The organism is Colwellia sp. BRX9-1 (assembly GCF_014077195.1).
GTDB lineage: Bacteria > Pseudomonadota > Gammaproteobacteria > Enterobacterales > Alteromonadaceae > Colwellia_A.
In genome coordinates, this window is sequence record NZ_JACGVM010000003.1 from 18,234 (window position 1) to 35,514 (window position 17,281).

Annotated in this window: 14 protein-coding genes; 5 read left to right on the plus strand and 9 right to left on the minus strand. The window is 38.1% G+C overall.

Features of this window, described 5'->3' with window-relative positions; all coding sequences use genetic code 11:
* Positions 1 to 304: 304 nt before the first annotated feature.
* The 5 genes from ccmA to ccmE are packed head-to-tail and all read left to right on the plus strand — an operon-like array spanning position 305 to position 3,215.
* Positions 305 to 979: a cytochrome c biogenesis heme-transporting ATPase CcmA gene (gene ccmA / locus H4J76_RS04525; RefSeq protein WP_404842433.1), complete on the plus strand. Its 675-nt coding sequence runs from the start codon at positions 305 to 307 to the stop codon at positions 977 to 979.
* 10 nt (positions 980 to 989) lie between these two features.
* Entirely contained in the window at positions 990 to 1,682 is a 693-nt protein-coding gene (ccmB, locus tag H4J76_RS04530) for a heme exporter protein CcmB (protein ID WP_070375829.1), read from the plus strand.
* Complete coding sequence (locus tag H4J76_RS04535) at positions 1,682 to 2,428, plus strand: heme ABC transporter permease (protein ID WP_182221797.1); 747 nt, start codon at positions 1,682 to 1,684, stop codon at positions 2,426 to 2,428. Before ccmB ends, H4J76_RS04535 begins: the two co-directional genes overlap by 1 nt.
* Positions 2,428 to 2,703 carry a heme exporter protein CcmD gene (gene ccmD / locus H4J76_RS04540; RefSeq protein ID WP_182218286.1) on the plus strand — a complete coding sequence of 92 codons (276 nt, stop codon included), beginning with the start codon at positions 2,428 to 2,430 and terminating at the stop codon, positions 2,701 to 2,703. Before H4J76_RS04535 ends, ccmD begins: the two co-directional genes overlap by 1 nt.
* Entirely contained in the window at positions 2,700 to 3,215 is a 516-nt protein-coding gene (ccmE, locus tag H4J76_RS04545) for a cytochrome c maturation protein CcmE (RefSeq protein ID WP_070375826.1), read from the plus strand. Before ccmD ends, ccmE begins: the two co-directional genes overlap by 4 nt.
* 111 nt (positions 3,216 to 3,326) lie before the next feature.
* Here the strand turns inward: ccmE and H4J76_RS04550 are convergent, their stop codons facing one another.
* The 9 genes from H4J76_RS04550 to H4J76_RS04590 form a co-directional block, all read right to left on the minus strand.
* Positions 3,327 to 3,548: a TIGR02922 family protein gene (locus H4J76_RS04550; RefSeq protein ID WP_070375825.1), complete on the minus strand. Its 222-nt coding sequence runs from the start codon at positions 3,546 to 3,548 to the stop codon at positions 3,327 to 3,329.
* 362 nt (positions 3,549 to 3,910) lie between these two features.
* Entirely contained in the window at positions 3,911 to 5,203 is a 1,293-nt protein-coding gene (gene nagP / locus H4J76_RS04555) for an N-acetylglucosamine MFS transporter NagP (protein WP_182213865.1), read from the minus strand.
* Positions 5,204 to 5,267: 64 nt separating this feature from the next.
* Positions 5,268 to 6,401 carry an N-acetylglucosamine-6-phosphate deacetylase gene (nagA, locus tag H4J76_RS04560; protein ID WP_182230182.1) on the minus strand — a complete coding sequence of 378 codons (1,134 nt, stop codon included), beginning with the start codon at positions 6,399 to 6,401 and terminating at the stop codon, positions 5,268 to 5,270.
* Positions 6,402 to 6,445: 44 nt separating this feature from the next.
* Entirely contained in the window at positions 6,446 to 7,339 is an 894-nt protein-coding gene (gene nagK, locus H4J76_RS04565) for an N-acetylglucosamine kinase (RefSeq protein ID WP_182213608.1), read from the minus strand.
* 219 nt (positions 7,340 to 7,558) lie between these two features.
* A complete protein-coding gene (locus H4J76_RS04570) occupies positions 7,559 to 10,216 on the minus strand; it encodes a family 20 glycosylhydrolase (protein WP_182230183.1) in 2,658 nt (885 codons plus the stop codon).
* Between the two features lie 90 nt (positions 10,217 to 10,306).
* On the minus strand, positions 10,307 to 11,008 hold the full coding sequence (locus H4J76_RS04575) for a SapC family protein (RefSeq protein ID WP_182221795.1): 702 nt from the start codon (positions 11,006 to 11,008) through the stop codon (positions 10,307 to 10,309).
* 39 nt (positions 11,009 to 11,047) lie between these two features.
* Positions 11,048 to 12,601 carry a tryptophan halogenase family protein gene (locus H4J76_RS04580; protein ID WP_083278020.1) on the minus strand — a complete coding sequence of 518 codons (1,554 nt, stop codon included), beginning with the start codon at positions 12,599 to 12,601 and terminating at the stop codon, positions 11,048 to 11,050.
* A 12-nt stretch (positions 12,602 to 12,613) separates the two neighbouring features.
* Positions 12,614 to 14,185: a tryptophan halogenase family protein gene (locus H4J76_RS04585; RefSeq protein WP_070375820.1), complete on the minus strand. Its 1,572-nt coding sequence runs from the start codon at positions 14,183 to 14,185 to the stop codon at positions 12,614 to 12,616.
* 146 nt (positions 14,186 to 14,331) lie between these two features.
* Positions 14,332 to 16,881 carry a TonB-dependent receptor gene (locus H4J76_RS04590; protein ID WP_182213613.1) on the minus strand — a complete coding sequence of 850 codons (2,550 nt, stop codon included), beginning with the start codon at positions 16,879 to 16,881 and terminating at the stop codon, positions 14,332 to 14,334.
* Between the last annotated feature and the right edge of the window lie 400 nt (positions 16,882 to 17,281).

Here is a 17,281-nt window from a genome sequence, read left to right on the forward strand (position 1 = left end):
AAAGACACCATTAATATGGCGTTTTAGTGAGTTTGTTGTTCAATTAACGGTAAATAGCAAGTTAAAGAAAAACAATTCAAACTAAAAATTTTGGTAATTCTAGCACTATATGGTGAGTAATTTCATTAATGTAATACGAAAATAAATGATTAATTTTCTCATTGCTAGGGCTAGCCTTTACCGACCGATATAGTATGATAATACTCAACTTGGTATTACGATCTAAATCAACTCTTTATGTAGCAAAATACGTTAATATTTGTTCCATAAATTTGGTATTTAAATTATTCAAAAAGTGATTCTTTTGGCAAACTCTCAAAATATTCAACCACCGAACGAACGAACGAATAAGCAAGTATTGCTCTGTGCTAACGAATTAACGTGTATTCGTGAAGATAGAATATTATTTGAAGCACTTAATTTTTCAGTATCTAGCGGTGATATTATACAGGTGGAAGGCCCAAATGGATCAGGTAAAACTAGCTTATTACGTATTTTAGCGGGTTTATCTCAACCCTATGACGGTAGCGTGTTATTCCAACAAGAAAATATTGTTGACCATGGCGATGCCTTTCATCAAAACTTACTCTATTTAGGACATTTACCGGGTGTAAAAGGTGAAATGACCGCTCAAGAGAACCTAGTATTTAATCTTGCCTTGCATGGCAATGACATTTCAACAGCAGAAGAAACGTTAGAAAAAGTAAACTTGTTAGGTTTTGAAGATGCCCTTGCTTCACATTTAAGTGCCGGGCAGCATCGCCGTATTGCACTTGCACGTTTATGGCAAAGTACCGCGCCTATTTGGATATTAGACGAACCTTTCACCGCCATCGATAAGCGTGGTGTCAATACATTAGAGCAATTGTTTCTCGCACATGCTCAGCGTGGTGGCTGTGTTATATTGACCACACACCAAGACTTATCATATCCTGAAGATAAAGTGAAAAAAATCACTTTAGATTACCGATTTTATTAGAGATAATAACATGACAACCGTTCATAATTTATCATATACGTCCGCTTTTAGCTTAATCATCAAAAGAGATCTTACAATTGCTTTTCGTCATCGCGACGATATTATTAATCCACTGTTATTTTTTATCATTGTCGTGACTTTATTCCCGCTTGGTATTGGTCCTGAGTCGACAACTTTAGCGCGTATTGCACCTGGTATTATTTGGGTTGCGGCTTTACTTGCGACATTATTATCACTCGACCGCTTATTTAAATCTGATCACGAAGATGGTTCTTTAGAACAAATGATGCTGAGTCCTCATCCCATATTTATATTAGTACTGGCTAAAATTATTGCGCATTGGTTGGTTACTGGCTTACCCCTTATTTTTATTGCACCGTTACTTGCCGTATTATTACATTTAAATGAAAATAGCTATGGGGCATTAATGCTAACGTTATTACTCGGCACCCCCGTGCTCAGTTTATTAGGTGCTATTGGTGTTGCATTAACTGTCGGTATTAAAAAAGGTGGGGTCTTACTGAGTTTATTAGTCTTACCGCTTTATATTCCAATATTGATTTTTGCGACTAGTGCCATAGATACTGCGGCAATGAACTTACCTTACAGCGGACAACTTGCTATAATTGCCGCATTGTTTTTTGGCTCCTTAACCTTAGCCCCCTTTGCTGTTAGTGCAGCATTAAAAGTGAGTACTAACTAATGTGGAAATGGCTACATCCTTATGCAAATCCTGAAGTGTCGTATCGCTTTGTCGGTAAACTATTACCTTGGATTGCAAAGATTACGATCACTTTACTCACTATTGGCGTTATCTGGGCGTTAGTTTTTGCGCCAGCTGATTATCAACAAGGTGACAGTTTTAGAATTTTTTATATCCATGTGCCAACAGCTATATTATCAATGAGTATATATTTAGCTATGGCATCAGCGGCTTTTTGTAGTTTAGTCTGGCAGTTCAGGCTGGCTGATGCATCGGCGGCAGCCATGGCACCCGTGGGAGCTGTTATTACCGCTATAGCATTATTTACCGGCGCCGCTTGGGGTAAACCTATGTGGGGAACTTGGTGGATATGGGATGCGCGCTTAACGTCTGAATTAGTGCTACTTTTTCTCTATTTAGGTGTTATTGCTTTACACAATGCCTTTGAGGATAAAAACCTTGCAGGTAAAGCCGCAGGCATTCTATCACTCGTTGGCGTTGTCAATATTCCTATTATTAAGTATTCTGTCGAATGGTGGAATACCCTTCATCAAGGAGCAACCGTAAGTAAAATGAGTGCTCCCTCAATGAGTATGGATATGTTCTGGCCATTTGTTATCTGCTTTTTAGGTATCGCCATGTTGGTAACATTTGTTATTTCTATCCGTTTTCGTACCGAAATATTAGCACGTAATAGTATGCGTCCTTGGGTACGTGAATTGATCACCGCAGAGGGTATTAAATAATGCAGTTTGATAGTATTTCAGCCTTTTTTGATATGGGCGGTTATGCTTTTTTTGTTTGGTTATCTTATGGCGTTAGTGCTTTTTTATTAGCCGCGTTAATTTATAGCAGTCTTAGCAACCATAAAAAGGTTAAACAAAAAATAGCACTTCGTTTACAGCGCGAAAAGAAGTTACGCAAAGCGGCTCAACAAAATTCAGCGCAAGCAGAGCAAACTGATAGCAAGACCGCAGTTTTAAAAAATTTACCCAAAAACTCTAATAAGGTTGTTTCATGAATCCACGTCGTAAGAAACGTTTAACCATCGTTATATCTATTTTAGTCGGCCTAAGTGTCGTTGCTGGATTTGTGCTTTATGCATTAAGTCAAAATATAGATCTTTTCTATAAACCCTCTGAAATATATCAGGGTAAAGATGATACCGGCATAAAACCTATTGACGGCCAACGTCTTCGCATTGGTGGTTTAGTGGTACCTGGAAGTGTTAAGCGTGACCCATCAAGTTTAGACGTGACTTTTGAACTTGTAGATATGAGAATGCCAATAGTTTTTAATGATTCTGACCCTGTCATTAAAGTACATTATGACGGCATACTGCCTGATTTATTTCGTGAAGGCCAAGGTATAGTCGCAAATGGTATGTTAGTTAATGGCAATTTTATTGAAGCCTCTGAAGTATTAGCTAAACATGACGAGAACTACATACCGAAAGAATTAGCTGATGACATGGGTGAAAAGCATCAAAAACCCAGTTACAGTAAAGAACAGTTAGAAAAGAAAACCTACTAATAAAAAAAAACGCTACACCAAGATAAATATTATATTTATCTTGGTGTAGCGTTTTTTATTTTAAAATTTAAACGATTAATCGTTTAATCGTTTAATCGTTTAATCGTTTAATTAAGCAACATCATAAGCCGAAATAATACGATCACCGATTTTATTAAGAATGTTAATCTCACCTTCACAAACAGCAATAATCGACTTACCTTTCTTAAAGCTTTCAGGAATAACCACACGCCCTTCTGCAGATTGTAAAAATGATTCAATCTTATGTAAAAGTTCTAGAGAGTCATCACTGTAATAAATCAAGGTTACTATCTTTTCTTGGTAGATTTGCATTATTCACTCTTATTATTGTTGAGTTATAAATTTATCAAGTTAAAGTCACTTATAAACTTTATTGTTCAGCAATGGCTAAAAATAAAAAATCAGTAAACCTTGTATCCAAACAAAGTAACACAGCAAAAAACACAAAGCTAATTATACAATTAAATCAATAAGTTAAGTTAACACTAAGTTAACTCGGAGTTATCTTTAAGCAATTGTTGTATCTTGCTGTAAATTTTAAGTAAAAAAAAACCCTGAGTATAAAACCCAGGGTCGATCAAATTAGATCGTTTAACGCATCCTCAACTAGTGAGATCGGATATCCATGTGGATAAATTTTTTAAAATATTTAGAAACTGTCCAGAGAATCTATATTATTTCCAACTTTTCATTTTATGGCCCTTAAGCGCATAAAATAGAATAAATAAATAACAAGGTAACATCACAATATAACCCCCTTGTTGACCGAGTGATGAACCGCTTGCCAAGCCCCAAAATAGTGGACCAAATGCCCCTCCTGAAATACCCATAACTAATAATGCCGAGCCCACGCTGGTTAATTTCCCCATACCAGAGAGTGCTAATGGGAAAACAGCAGGCCAAACAATCGCATTAGCTAAACCAAGCAATGCAATAAGCATCAAGGTATCAGGTAGTTCTGCTCCTCCAAAAGGAACAAGAATTATATTAGCGATAGCGTATGAATTATTGTCACCAAAGACCACACCTAAACTTAGCAGCAACCCCAGCAGGGCTGAAACAGTTAAGGCTTTTTGTTGAGAAATAAAACGAGGAATTAAAAAGATACCTAATATATAACCTACCACCATACATATCATAGTGTATGAGGTCATTATGCTGTAATTTTCAACGCCTAGAGACAAGGCAAACGTACCTATTGTGTCGCCGGCTATTACTTCAACCGCAACGTAGAAAAAGATAGTTAATACACCTAATGCTAGATTGGGGTGAGATAATGCTTCTTTAATATGTCCTTTGCTATTTGCTCCTTCTTCCTCATCTTCACTGGGTAATTCTGGAAGTGATGACTTTTTCACAGCAAAACCGAGTAAACCAATGAAAATCGCCATACCTAAATAAGGAAGTACCAACGAGTTAGCCATCTCATCAATACTGGCTTGGGTTAGTACTTCGGTTGAATGACCTTCAAAGCCACTCAAAATTAAGGCGGTAAAGACTAAAGGCGCAATAACACCGGCACCTTTGTTTAAAATTCCCATAACACTAATACGTGCTGCAGCAGATTCTTCAGGTCCTAAACGGACAACATAAGGATTAACAGCTGTTTGTAATAAAGTAATACCCGAGCCCATCACTAACTGAGCAAACAAAAACAAAGCAAAAATTTGGGTTTGAGCAGCAGGAATAAATAATAAGCCAGCTACCATCATGGTGGCCATTCCCAAAGCCATACCATTTTTATAGCCTACTTTACGAATAATCGTCGCCGACGGCAGCGCAGTAAAAGTAACGGCAATGTAAAAAGAGAATAATATTAGTGATGCTTGAAATGGTGTCAGCTGGAGTATTTGTTTAAGGTAGGGCATTAATGACCCATTAAGCCATGTCGCAAAGCCTAGTATAAAAAAGAGTACCGCGACAATTGCCATAGGCAGTGCATTACTTTTTGGTTTATCACTTGTTATTATCTGTTCCATATATTCCTCAATATTTATCTTGTTATTATTGTTTTATGATAGGTTAAGTTAGTTAGTTTCTATAAATAGCTTGCCCAGAGATCCATGTCGATTTCACGGTAAAATTATCGTTAAGCTCAACAAAGTCAGCTTGACTACCTATTGTTAAACTGCCACGAATATCACTTTGCTTAATATAATTGGCTGGGTATTTTGAGGCCATTCTAAGCGCTTCATCTAAAGGTAACCTCAGGCCTAAATGAGTATTAGCTACTGCTTGCGCCATATTCAACACCGACCCTGCCAACTCCCCTGTTGTTGACGTTAACTTGCCATTTTTAAGCCGCACTTTTTTACCAACTAAAGTAAACTCAACATCGCTTGTACCTACCGGTGGCATTGCATCAGTTACTAAGAAAACCCTTCCTACTGGTTTAGTTTTCAGCGCTAATTTACAGCTCTCGTAATTAACATGATGACCATCAACAATTAAGCCACAACTTGCTTGATCATTGAGCAAAGCACAACCCGTTACACCCGGCTCTCTGCCCTGTATTGCCGACATAGCATTATACAAATGAGTAAATCCGTCAGCACCCGCTTCTAACGCTTTTTGTGCGGTGTTAAAATCAGCATTGGTGTGGCCTAAGCACACCTTAATACCCAACGAAACCATGCGAGCAATGTCATCAACATTTACCGTTTCAGGGGCAAGTGTCACCAGTATTTGCCCGATATCTTTACGTTCAAGCACTTGCCATTCTTGTGGTGAAATGGCGCGAATGTGCTCTTCGATATGTGCCCCTTTTTTAGCAACAGATAAATGTGGGCCTTCAAAGTGAATACCAATAATACCTGGTGTTTTTTCTGCCATTGCTTCTGCCATTGCTTCTGCGGCCTGTTGCATCACTGATATTTTATCGGTTATAAGGGTAGGTAACATCGCTGTAGTACCAAACTTGGCATGAGCGGCCATGATAGTTTTAATGTTTTTTAATGATGGTGAGTTGTTAAATAGTGCACCTCCACCTCCGTTGACCTGTAGATCAATAAAGCCTGGGACCACTAAACCATCAAGCACATCATCAACGTCAGAGATATTATTATCAAATGCTGTGATCTTTCCATCGGTGATCGTTAACACTTGATGGTCAATAAAATTTTGCCCATCAAATAATTTTTTAACGTAAAGACGAAATATAGTCATAGCAATGCTTGTTCCTTAAATTCTATCAATTAATTGGCTAGGCTTTACTGTAAAGCAAGTTGTTGTTTAGCGTAAATTACTGAACCAACTTCTGGTGGATGCTTTGGCTCGATCAGTTGTCGTTTAATATCTTTATCTAACCAAGGCTTTATTCTTGGTGTTAAGCCACCAATTAATGCAATGGCAGGTGGATTTTGCTTTAATAACTGCCTGGCCACATGGCTAATATATTCAGCGCCTTGTGCAACAATATCTAACGCAATTTTGTCACCTTCTTCTGCAGAGTCAAAAACCAAATTAGCCATACGGGCATAAAAAGCGGCTGGCTTACCAGCAATCACTTCGACTAATTCAACATCATCTTTGACATTTAATAACGCTAATACTTTGTCATTAATGGATGAATGAGGAATGAGACCATCAAGTGATAACAAAGATTGTTTTGCTGCCTGTAACCCAAACCATGCACCGCTACCTTTATCCCCATGAGGAAAACCATGAGCGCCAACAATATAAGGATGGCCATCAACATATGAAAAGCCACATGAACCAGTCCCCGTTATCATCACTGCACCGTCTTTACCATCGTGAGCTCCAAGACAAGCAATAAGTAAATCAGTGGCAAGATACATCTTTTTAAACGGATGCTGCCAGTTTGACATTTGCTCAAATAAAACCGGTAAATTCACCCCAGCAAGACCAACACCGGCAATTATATTACCGAGCTCACTTTCATCAATTCCGGCATTTTTAAGTGCTAATTTAGCCGACTCAGCAATTGAATTTATAGCTTGTTCATAACCGTGCAACGGGTTAGCAGGCCCCGCAATGCCAGTACCTAATATTTTATTATCATTCGACATTAGGATAGCTTTGCATTTGCTGCCACCGCCATCTATGCCTAAGAATATTTCGTTGTTGCCGCTGCTGCTCAGCATGTTGACCTCATGTCTCTATATTTATTATTTTAATCACAATGCTTAATAAACAGCCAGTGTCTAAAATGTAATCTGATTTTATCTTAACGACAAATGACAGCGTTGTCATTTGTTTTTTTAATAAAAATGCTTTTTTTATTTTTCTATTACAAAATAAATAATGAATAGTCTGATTAAGCGGGCTTTATTAACTAGCCCGCCAAGAGCGTAAACCCCAAATTAGTGGTTATTAATCGTTACTGCCCGACCTTTACGTTGTCCATCAAAGCTAATGCTGCGAACGTTTACTGTGCCCTCGATAGCTACTGGCCCTTGGTAACGAGTCCAATTGCCCGCCGATACTTGATACTCAATAGCGATACCAGGAAAAGCAATATTGGCATAAAGCTTCCCTTCTTTTACGATGGCACCTACGGTAGGTAATCGATAAAAAATGTTATCATTTTCTAATTTAATTAAGGCTTTTTGACCGATAGTATTCGCAAACAATTGCCACTGTTGATCGCGCAGGGCTTTTTTCTCTGCAGTAAAAAATTTAGTTGCCTGACTGTATTTAGCCCCCTGATAATTATAAGGAACTGCCCAATCAGCTAAGTGCCATGCACGCTCGGCTAAAGCAAAGAGTCGTGGAAATAATTTATATTGCGCCGTATGGTCAGTACGAGTATTTTCACTCCATAACTGCCCTTGGATACCGAGGAAACGATTACCTAACTTCATCGGGGTTTGGCTATCATCGGCTTGATAAGGATTGTCTTGACGGTCCAACCAAAACTCCGCATGAATAGGTAAATTGTCGGGTATGAATTGAAAGACTTTTTCGGTGTTAGTCTGGCGAGAGGCCCAATAATAACCATGTTCTTTGGGATCAGCTTCATAAGGGAAATCAAAATAAAGTACATCAGGTGATGACAGCACAACTTGCCAATCTCTATTGACTAATTGATGGGTTTTGTTATGACCTCCCCACGCTAACGTATCCCAAGCGTTCGACTGAACAATAGCCGGCATATTCTCTTTGCGGGTATGCTCCATACCATCGCTCCAACCTGCGGTTTCTATGTCTAATGCTGATAAAATACCAGCAACACGCTCAATAAAATAAGCACCAAGTTCACTCATTTTTTTAACACCTTTATCGTTATTGGCAATAAAGTCTTTACAGGCTTGAGACTCTATCCAAGCGCCCGCAGTTTCATCTGCGCCAATGTGATAACGCGTTAACGGTTGACCACCATCAGCATGAATTTTCTTAACTTGAGTCATCACTTCAGTAACAAAATCGTAAGAAGACTCTAAACAAACGTTGATGGTATTATCATTGTAAAATTGCACGGATGAATAGACCGTTGGGTCATTAGCATCATGGAGGATAAACTGTTTTGCTTTGTCATCTTGCTCAGCTATGGCGTATTTCTTGGTACGCGCTGCCATCGCTTTAATTGCAGCACGTGAATGCCCGGGCATATCTAAAGAGGGGATCACTTGAATATGGCGAGCCGTTGCTGCTTGTAATATCTCTTGATAGTCAGCCACAGAATAATAGCCATTGACTTCACTTTTAGGGTCAATACCCGCGCCCAGTTGTGGTAATAAACAATTTTTATCGTTTAAATCAAAACAGCGCCTGCTACTCACTTCGGTTAACTCGGGGAGCGAGGGGATTTCTAATCGCCAGCCTTCATCATCACCTAAGTGTAAATGTAGCTTATTAAGTTTATAAGCTGCCATTTGATCAAGCAGGGTTAAAATAAACGTCTTATCGTGAAAGTTACGCGCAACATCAATTAACAAACCGCGAAACTCATAATGAGGTTCATCATTAACCGTTAACACAGGTACTTGCGTTGAACCTAAGGTGATTAAGCTTGATAGTGATTGCAAGCCATTAAAAACACCAGCGCCGTCAACACCTGTGATCTTAATATCTGTTGTGGTGATGTCTAATTGGTAACTGCCAATCATTTTGCTGTTGTCTTCAAGCAGTCTTAACGTGACAGGCTTGCCTTGAGTATTATTAGCAATACCTAAGGTGTCTAAGCGAGTAATGGCTACGATAACATCATCTTTGTCGACATTGCCATAATCAAGATGAATACCAGAAGTAAGACTAAGCTGAGCATTATTCTTACTATAAATAACCGACTTCGGCGTAGGTATAATCACCTTGCTCACATCGAGCTTTTGCTCACCTAATTGAGTATTTCTTTGATATAAACTTGCCGCATCAAGCCACTGAGTAGAATCTTGGGCGGTGCGTTTAAACTGCTTTTCAACATCAGTGAACGGCACCACATAAGGCAGTACTTCTAATCCTGTTTCACTGTTTTTATATGGCTTGGTACTGGCTATAACGCGTGGCTGTAAATTATTTGCACTGACAATATAGTTAGGTAAAGCATCTGTTTCAGACAACGACCAAAACATAGCTCTAAACAATAAGGTTTTGGTTTCACCTGCAGTAAAGCCTTTAAACTTATCATTCAACGATATTTTATGTAAATCGCCATTAATATGAACAACAGAAAATTCTTCACTTTCAAAGGATTGAATAGGCGCAATTTGACTAAAGTGAATATGCCAATCATTACTAGTTATAGATTGAGTCGCGGTGAAACTTAGCTCAACTTCAAAGCAATTACCGTCGGCGATATTTATATCACACTTATCACTGGGTATATTGGTCAATACTTTATACTTAACATTGAGCGTTTCAGCAATCTTGTCAATATCAGTTTGAGTCGCTTTAACTAAGCGTTTAAGTAATACATCTTGCTGGGTCTTGTCATTGGTCGTAGCGGAATGAGTTGGTGATTTTTCACAGCCGAATAAATTTATGCTCGTTACCAAAAATAAGACAATGAGTTGTCTGTTCATGTTTTTCTTACTCACAAGTTTAGGTTAATCAATAGAATGCCAAAACTTCTTCGGGGTTCAGGCTCCATTGTAATTAGTCGATATTGATGTTTAGTTTTCGCTAAGGCTAATTAACTTCGCGATCCGCTGGGTAGAAAACAAACAACTATATATCGCAGCAAGAAACCCTTTGTCTTTTAATTCTTGGTAGTCTGCATCATTTAAATCTTTAAAGGCTTCTTCATCGATGGAATATAACCCCGTTACCGTGAACTCTTTAGCGTTAATAGGTTTAATCGTTAATGATTGAGAAGAGAGTAAACTTTTATCTACCATTGTATTGATAAAAAGTTGCGTTGCATTAAGCTGTGAATTAGCTCGAGCAAGATTTTCTGTGACTTGTACTAAATACTTTGTTTGCTCACCCGTATCAGTAAACAATGCTTCGCCATCGCTCTCTGATACCGTTTGACTGTCTAAATCAATACCCACAACAAAATTATTAGGTTGTTCAACAGACGACGATAATACAAAAGGGAAGTTAGTCAAATGCTGAGGAACATATAAAGCATTCCAGCCCTCTTTTTTATGAAACAAATTTTCCTGCGGCTTTAAGCCAAGTAACGCAACTAAGTGGAAACGTCCTGTTTCTGCATCCTTAATAAAAACAATAGGATATTCCGCCTGAACTTGCGGCAATTCAAAAACGGAAATAGGGGTAACATGGCTATTAGCACTATGTGCATAACTAGGGTCTACTTTTACTTTCAGTGCTTGATGCTGACTTTTATTGAGTGGCGATAAGTTAGCCATGTATTTCTCCAGTAATATTTATTTTATATTTTTATATTTTTATATTTTTTGAAAACCAAAAGCCCTTACCTTATTCAGTAAGTCTCTATTGGTTGGCAGATTATTTTGTAGCTGTTGTTTTAATTTAGCATTTTTCTTTAAAATGCTTTCAAGCATACGATGTTCATTAAACGTTGAAGCGTTATATTCTAATGCTTGTACGTAGCCCATGCCGTGCAAAACATATTGGTAGCTGTCTTGAATAAAAGGTTCAAAGGTATTTTGAAAATCATATTTACTCACCGGACGATGTTTCCAATTATCGAGTTGTTCTAATAAACTTTCTGGTACGGAATTTAGAGACTTATTTTCTAACCAAAAACTTTCTTGTCGTTGAGATAAAAAATAATGTAACTTAATAAAGTCTATCGTCCTTTTCCAACGGTAGTGAAATGAGTCATTAAATGTTTTTTCAACTGCAGGTAATTGTCGCTTATTACGAGGAAATAATTCACACAGCATATTGGCTGAAGCCTCAATAAGAAAAATAGCTGAAGCCTCTAAGGGCTCAACAAAAGCGGCAGACATGCCTACTGCCACACAGTTTTTTTCCCAAAATTTGTTTCTATACCCTGATGAGATTTTTAACCTTCGCGCTGACAGTTGTTCTGCTTGTGGACCAATATAATCACGTAATGTTTGCTCTGCTTGATCATGACTGACAAAATCAGAACAATAAACATAGCCAGTACCACGCCTATTTGACAACCCTATGTCCCATGTCCAACCCGCAGAATGTGCTGTTGAAATAGTAGAACTACTTATAGCATCCTCTTCATTTTGATAAGGTACTTGTATCGCTATCGCATTATCGGTAAATAAAACGTCATTAATTGGCGTAAACCCGACCCCTAAAGCTTCACCTAACAATAAGCAGCGCCCCCCCGTACAATCTACGAAAAAATCACCTTCAATACGCCCTAACTCTTTTGTCTCAATAGAGGATATTTCACCTAAAGCATTCAAATTTGCGGATAATACATTTGCCGCTAAATGCTTAACACCGAAACGTTCGCAGCTTATCTTTTTTAAAAAATCAGCAAATTTGCCTGCATCTAAATGATAAGCATAATTTAATAAACCATCGTAACCTCTATTAGCTATTGTTTTTGGTGCTAAACCACCTTCACAAATAAGCGCCTGAGGGCTAACAAAATTAGCGTAATCTATTTGCTGATCTGACAAAGACCAATAAGGACTGAGATTAAATTCATCTGCATGGGCAACAGAACTAAACAAGTGATAATAAACAGAGTCTTGACCATTTTTAGCAGGCGTTCGCCAATTAACAAATTTTGTTGCCTGCTTAAAAGAGGCATTACAATAATTAATAAAGTCATGTTCTTCGATATCTAAATCAGCCAATGTTTTTCGCATGGTTGGCCACGTACCTTCACCGACGCCCACGGTTGGAATATCAGGTGATTCAATAAGAGTAACCTGCACTGCATCTGACTTATTCGAGCCAAGATGCTTTGCAAGTTTAGCCGCTGTTAGCCAGCCAGCAGTGCCTCCCCCAACAATAACAACTTGATTAATCATTCCATCATCCATTCAATAACACCTTTATACTTTGTTAAATCCAAATTCTTTTACTTTTTCAATGAGATCGCGTTGTTTGGGTAATTGATTTTTCAATAATTCACTTTGTCGATCAACATTAGAAAATAATTTTTCAGCTTTTTTAACATCTGGATAAGCCGAAAGATTGCCTGATAAATCTGTTTGATAATGCATGCCATACAATACATACAAATAACTGTCTAAGTTAAAGGGTTCCCATGCATGGTCAAAGTCGAACTTTGTCGGTGGTTGATTTTTCCAGAATTCGAGTCTTTGTTTTAACTTATTTGGTATTGTGGTTGGCTCACAATTATCAATCCAATATTGCGAATCTCTGCGCGCTGAAATGCAATAATGTAACTTAATAAATTCAACCGTTCGTTCCATACGAATTTTAAAGTTTTGATTAAACTGTTGCTCCGCATAAAGCATTTGCTTTTTGTCACGAGGAAATTGCGCTGCAATCATGGTAGCTGCCGCATCAAACAAATAAATAGCGGAGGCTTCTAGTGGTTCAACAAAACCTGCAGACATGCCAATGGCAACACTATTTTTATGCCAAAATTTCTGGTGGTAGCCGAGCTTTATTGGAATTTTTCGAATAACCAGATCGTCGGTATAATCTTCGCCAATATAGTCGATGAGCTGTTGTTTAGCTTTTTCATCACTAATATATTTGCTACTAAAAACATGACCTACGCCGCGCCTTTCTTGTAGGCCAATATCCCAAATCCATCCAGCTTCTTGTGCTGTCGATAAGGTGTGTGTTTTGATTGGTTGCTTTTTATCTGCATAAGGAACTTGAACAGCAAAAGCCGTATCATTAAAAAGAACATCGCTAATATCATGCCATTCAATATTATAAGTTTGCTTAATAATAAGCCCTTTAGAGCCACTACAATCGATAAAAAAATCTGCGGATATTTGCTTTTCTTCACAATGATCTGTTTCAACATGTGTGATAAAGTCATTTTCATCCAAGACGATGTTCGTCACATTAGCACTAACAAATTTCACCCCTAAATTATCAATACAATGTTTTTTTAAAAAGTTAGAAAATTTATTGGCATTTAAATGGTATGCGTATTCTTGAGCAGCACTGTATTCGGGCATAACGATTTGCTTAGGCGCTAAACCTTGGTCACAAATTCTTGCCTGAGAAGCTACTGCTTGGTCATAAGGTAATCTAGTCGTTTTATTTTTTAACAACCAATAGGGAGCTAAATTAAAGTCATAAGAAGAGTGACTTACCGTGCCAAGTGGATGGTAATAACTTGATTTTTCATTCTGTTTAGGTGTTGTAGCCCAATTTATAAATTCAGCTCCTTGCTTGAAGGTTGCATCACACTCACGAATAAAGTCAGTTTCACTCACGCCTATTTTATGTAATGTAGCTCTTAAATTAGGCCATGTCCCCTCTCCAACACCAATAATAGGAATATCTGGTGATTCAACGACAGTGACCTTTATGCCATTTTCTGCTTTGCAATTTAAGCTTTTAGCCAAAATAGCAGCACTTAACCAACCAGCGGTTCCGCCGCCAATAATTAAAATATCATTATTAACTGTAGTCATTGTGAAAGCTCATCATGTAATGAAGGGTTGAAAGGAGTTCATGTATAAAATTGAGGCTCAATAGATATTTAGGAAAAATATATACTAAGCCTAGAATAACGATGAAAGGAAGTAAAACCTATCCTCTCATCGAAACAAATTACCCGTTATAAGCGGTAAGATACTTTTAAGAATACGTTGCGACCATTATCTGCCGCTAAACGCATAGCGGTGAAACCCTCACCAAATCGTTGAGTAGTCGTTTCTTCGAATAAGTTAGAACCTTCAACACTTACATCTAAGTTTTCAGTGGCATGCCAAGTAACATTCGCGTCAAAAAAACCATGGGCATCCCACGCAGTGTTACCACCGATACCGGTAGACGGAGCGATAAATTCGTCACGGTAGGTGTAAGCAACTCGAGCTGAAATAAGGTCAGTTTCATAGTAGGCACTTAAGTTATAACTAAGTTTAGACATCCCTGGTAATGGTCTTTCAACAATACCCCCGCCATCAGCGCCTAAATTCTGTAAACCAAAGCCTTCAGTATAAGTAATGTTAGCTGACCAGCCAAACTCACCCATTTGCTGTTGGTATTGACCTTCTATACCTTGAAGTTCACCACCTAAACCTTGACCGGGTTCACGTAGAATATAATCTACCCCATTGACATCAACAGTAGACTCGTTAGCACCGTTAATAATAAAAGAACGAATATCTTTAGAGAACAAGGTTGCTGATAATAAAGATTCTTCGTTAAAGTACCATTCTAAACCAATGTCATATTGGTTGGCACGATATGGGTCAAGCGCAATACTACCACGAGCAATGCTTCGAGTAGTCTCGTTAACGCTAGCCGCTGGATTTAAGAACGAATAATTAGGACGACTCATTACTTTAGCAGCAGACAAACGTAATATGACATCTTCATGAAGATTTAGTGCTAAGTTAAAACTAGGTAACCAATCTGAGTAATCACTGTCTTCTGTAACGATTGTAGCGGTATCTACATAACCGTAATAATCAGCAGAGGTATCAGTAGCCACATAGCGTAAACCGAAATTACCGCGATAATTATCGCCACTAAAATCAGCTTGTCCGTATAAAGCAAAAATATCTTCTTTAATAACACCGTAACTGTTTGTGTTTAATGATGAACCCGTTTTGTGAGCATCATAATGCGCTCTTAATTGTGCACCATCTGCACGCGCAATGTTTGTTGGAGTACCCGAAAGTAACCCTGCACCAGAGTGATTAAAATGACCATCCGCAAATGTGGCTTTAGTGATACCTGTAGTCAAGCTATCATCAAACGTCCATGCATCTGAGTAACTTGTAAATTGATGATCTCGTAACTTAACACCGGTTTTAAAGTTAGAAATTGGGCCCCACTCAACGTTAAAATCAACATCAAACTGTGCGAAAGTCTCTTCGTCTTTACGATAGCCAGCAGTAACAGCACCACTACTTAAAATGTATTCAGAATGGTTACTTGGATCTGTACCATTAGGAGAAAGCAACATCGCATTATCGCCGCTCATATCGAAATCAATAGAGGTATTACTGTTACTTGAAACCCAACCAGCATTGTAGTTACCACCGTCACCACCTGTTGCTTCAGTAGAACCAACTTTGGCATTGATTGAATAGGTATCAGCCGTATAATCAACTTCAAATGCGATGACTTCGGTATCCATTTCAGCATTACGGGTATTCTGATCATCAAGTGGTGCACCAGAATAGTTACCATTTAGCGCAAAACCATTAGTCGGAGAGAATTTAGTCGCTCCAGTAACTTGGTCATTAAAGCCGGTTGGATCTGTACCCGCAATAATTAAATAGTTTTGGTTACTGTTAGCAGAATCAAGATCAACTTGAAAGTAATGCACATTCATTGATAAATCTTCAGAGGGTGAATACTGAACAGTTAGATCAACCGCATCACGTTCACGAGTTTGCGCGAATTCTGAAATACCTGCACCCGCCCAACCATCATCCATATAGTTTTCTGCTTTGTGCGCACGCCCAACAGTTTCTAGCGTAGATAAACTCGCTAAAACACCGAAGTTTTCTTGATCGTTTTTCCAGCTATACATGCCCGTTAAGCCTTGACCATTTTCGTCAGAAAGGCTGTTATCTTGGTATTCAGCAGATAAAAACAAGGTGTTAGAGTCTAGTTCTAAAGGCTTACGAGTGCGCACAACGACAGTACCACCAACACCACCTTCATCAAGGCTTGCTGTTGGCGATTTATAAACATCAACACCAGCGACAAGTTCTGGTGGTAATAAATCCATATCAAAAGAACGCTTTGCTGCTGCTTGTGAAAACCATCCTGTTGAAGCAACATAGTTACCATTCATACTGATTTGGGTTAATTCTGAGTTAGTACCGCGGATAGAAACATCACCACCTTCACCAGCAAAACTTCTGGCAATCGTTACGCCAGGTATTCTTTGTAGTGACTCTGCAATGTTTCTATCGGGAAATTTACCAATATCTTCTGCAGAAATTGAATCAACAACCGCGTTAGAAAATCTCTTTTGATTTAATGCTTGTTTCAAAGAACCACGAATACCGCGAACTTCAATTACTTCAGTTTCTTGCTCGGCAGCTTTAACTTCTTCAGCAGCCATTGCGAATGGTGTAGCACCGCCCGCTAGCACTAGAGCGATTGAACTCGCTAACATGCCTTTTTTAAATTTTTGAATTGACATCGACTTTCCCTTACACACGTTTTTTTTAAATATAATAGTTATGTTTTTATAACCCTATCAAAGACAGCGCTGTCTTTTTAATTCATGACAGCGTTGTCATAGGTCGGGTAAAACATTACACAATAAATGACCATCTGGCTACACTTGATTACGATTTAATCAGCACCTTTAATGCAATGAACTGTAAACAATAGAGTTTTATTTTAGTTTTTTTGTAAACACCCTGTATTATTTTCGTACACACAAGCAATTATTATACGTTTTTAGCACTACTTTATTCATTTAAAGTAACGTTTAATGAATAAAGAATTACTTTAGTGAATACTATAATTTAATGTCATTAATGAAGTCTAAAAAGGTAATTTTATTAATTTTCATTGTTTCAAAAATAGAAACGCTG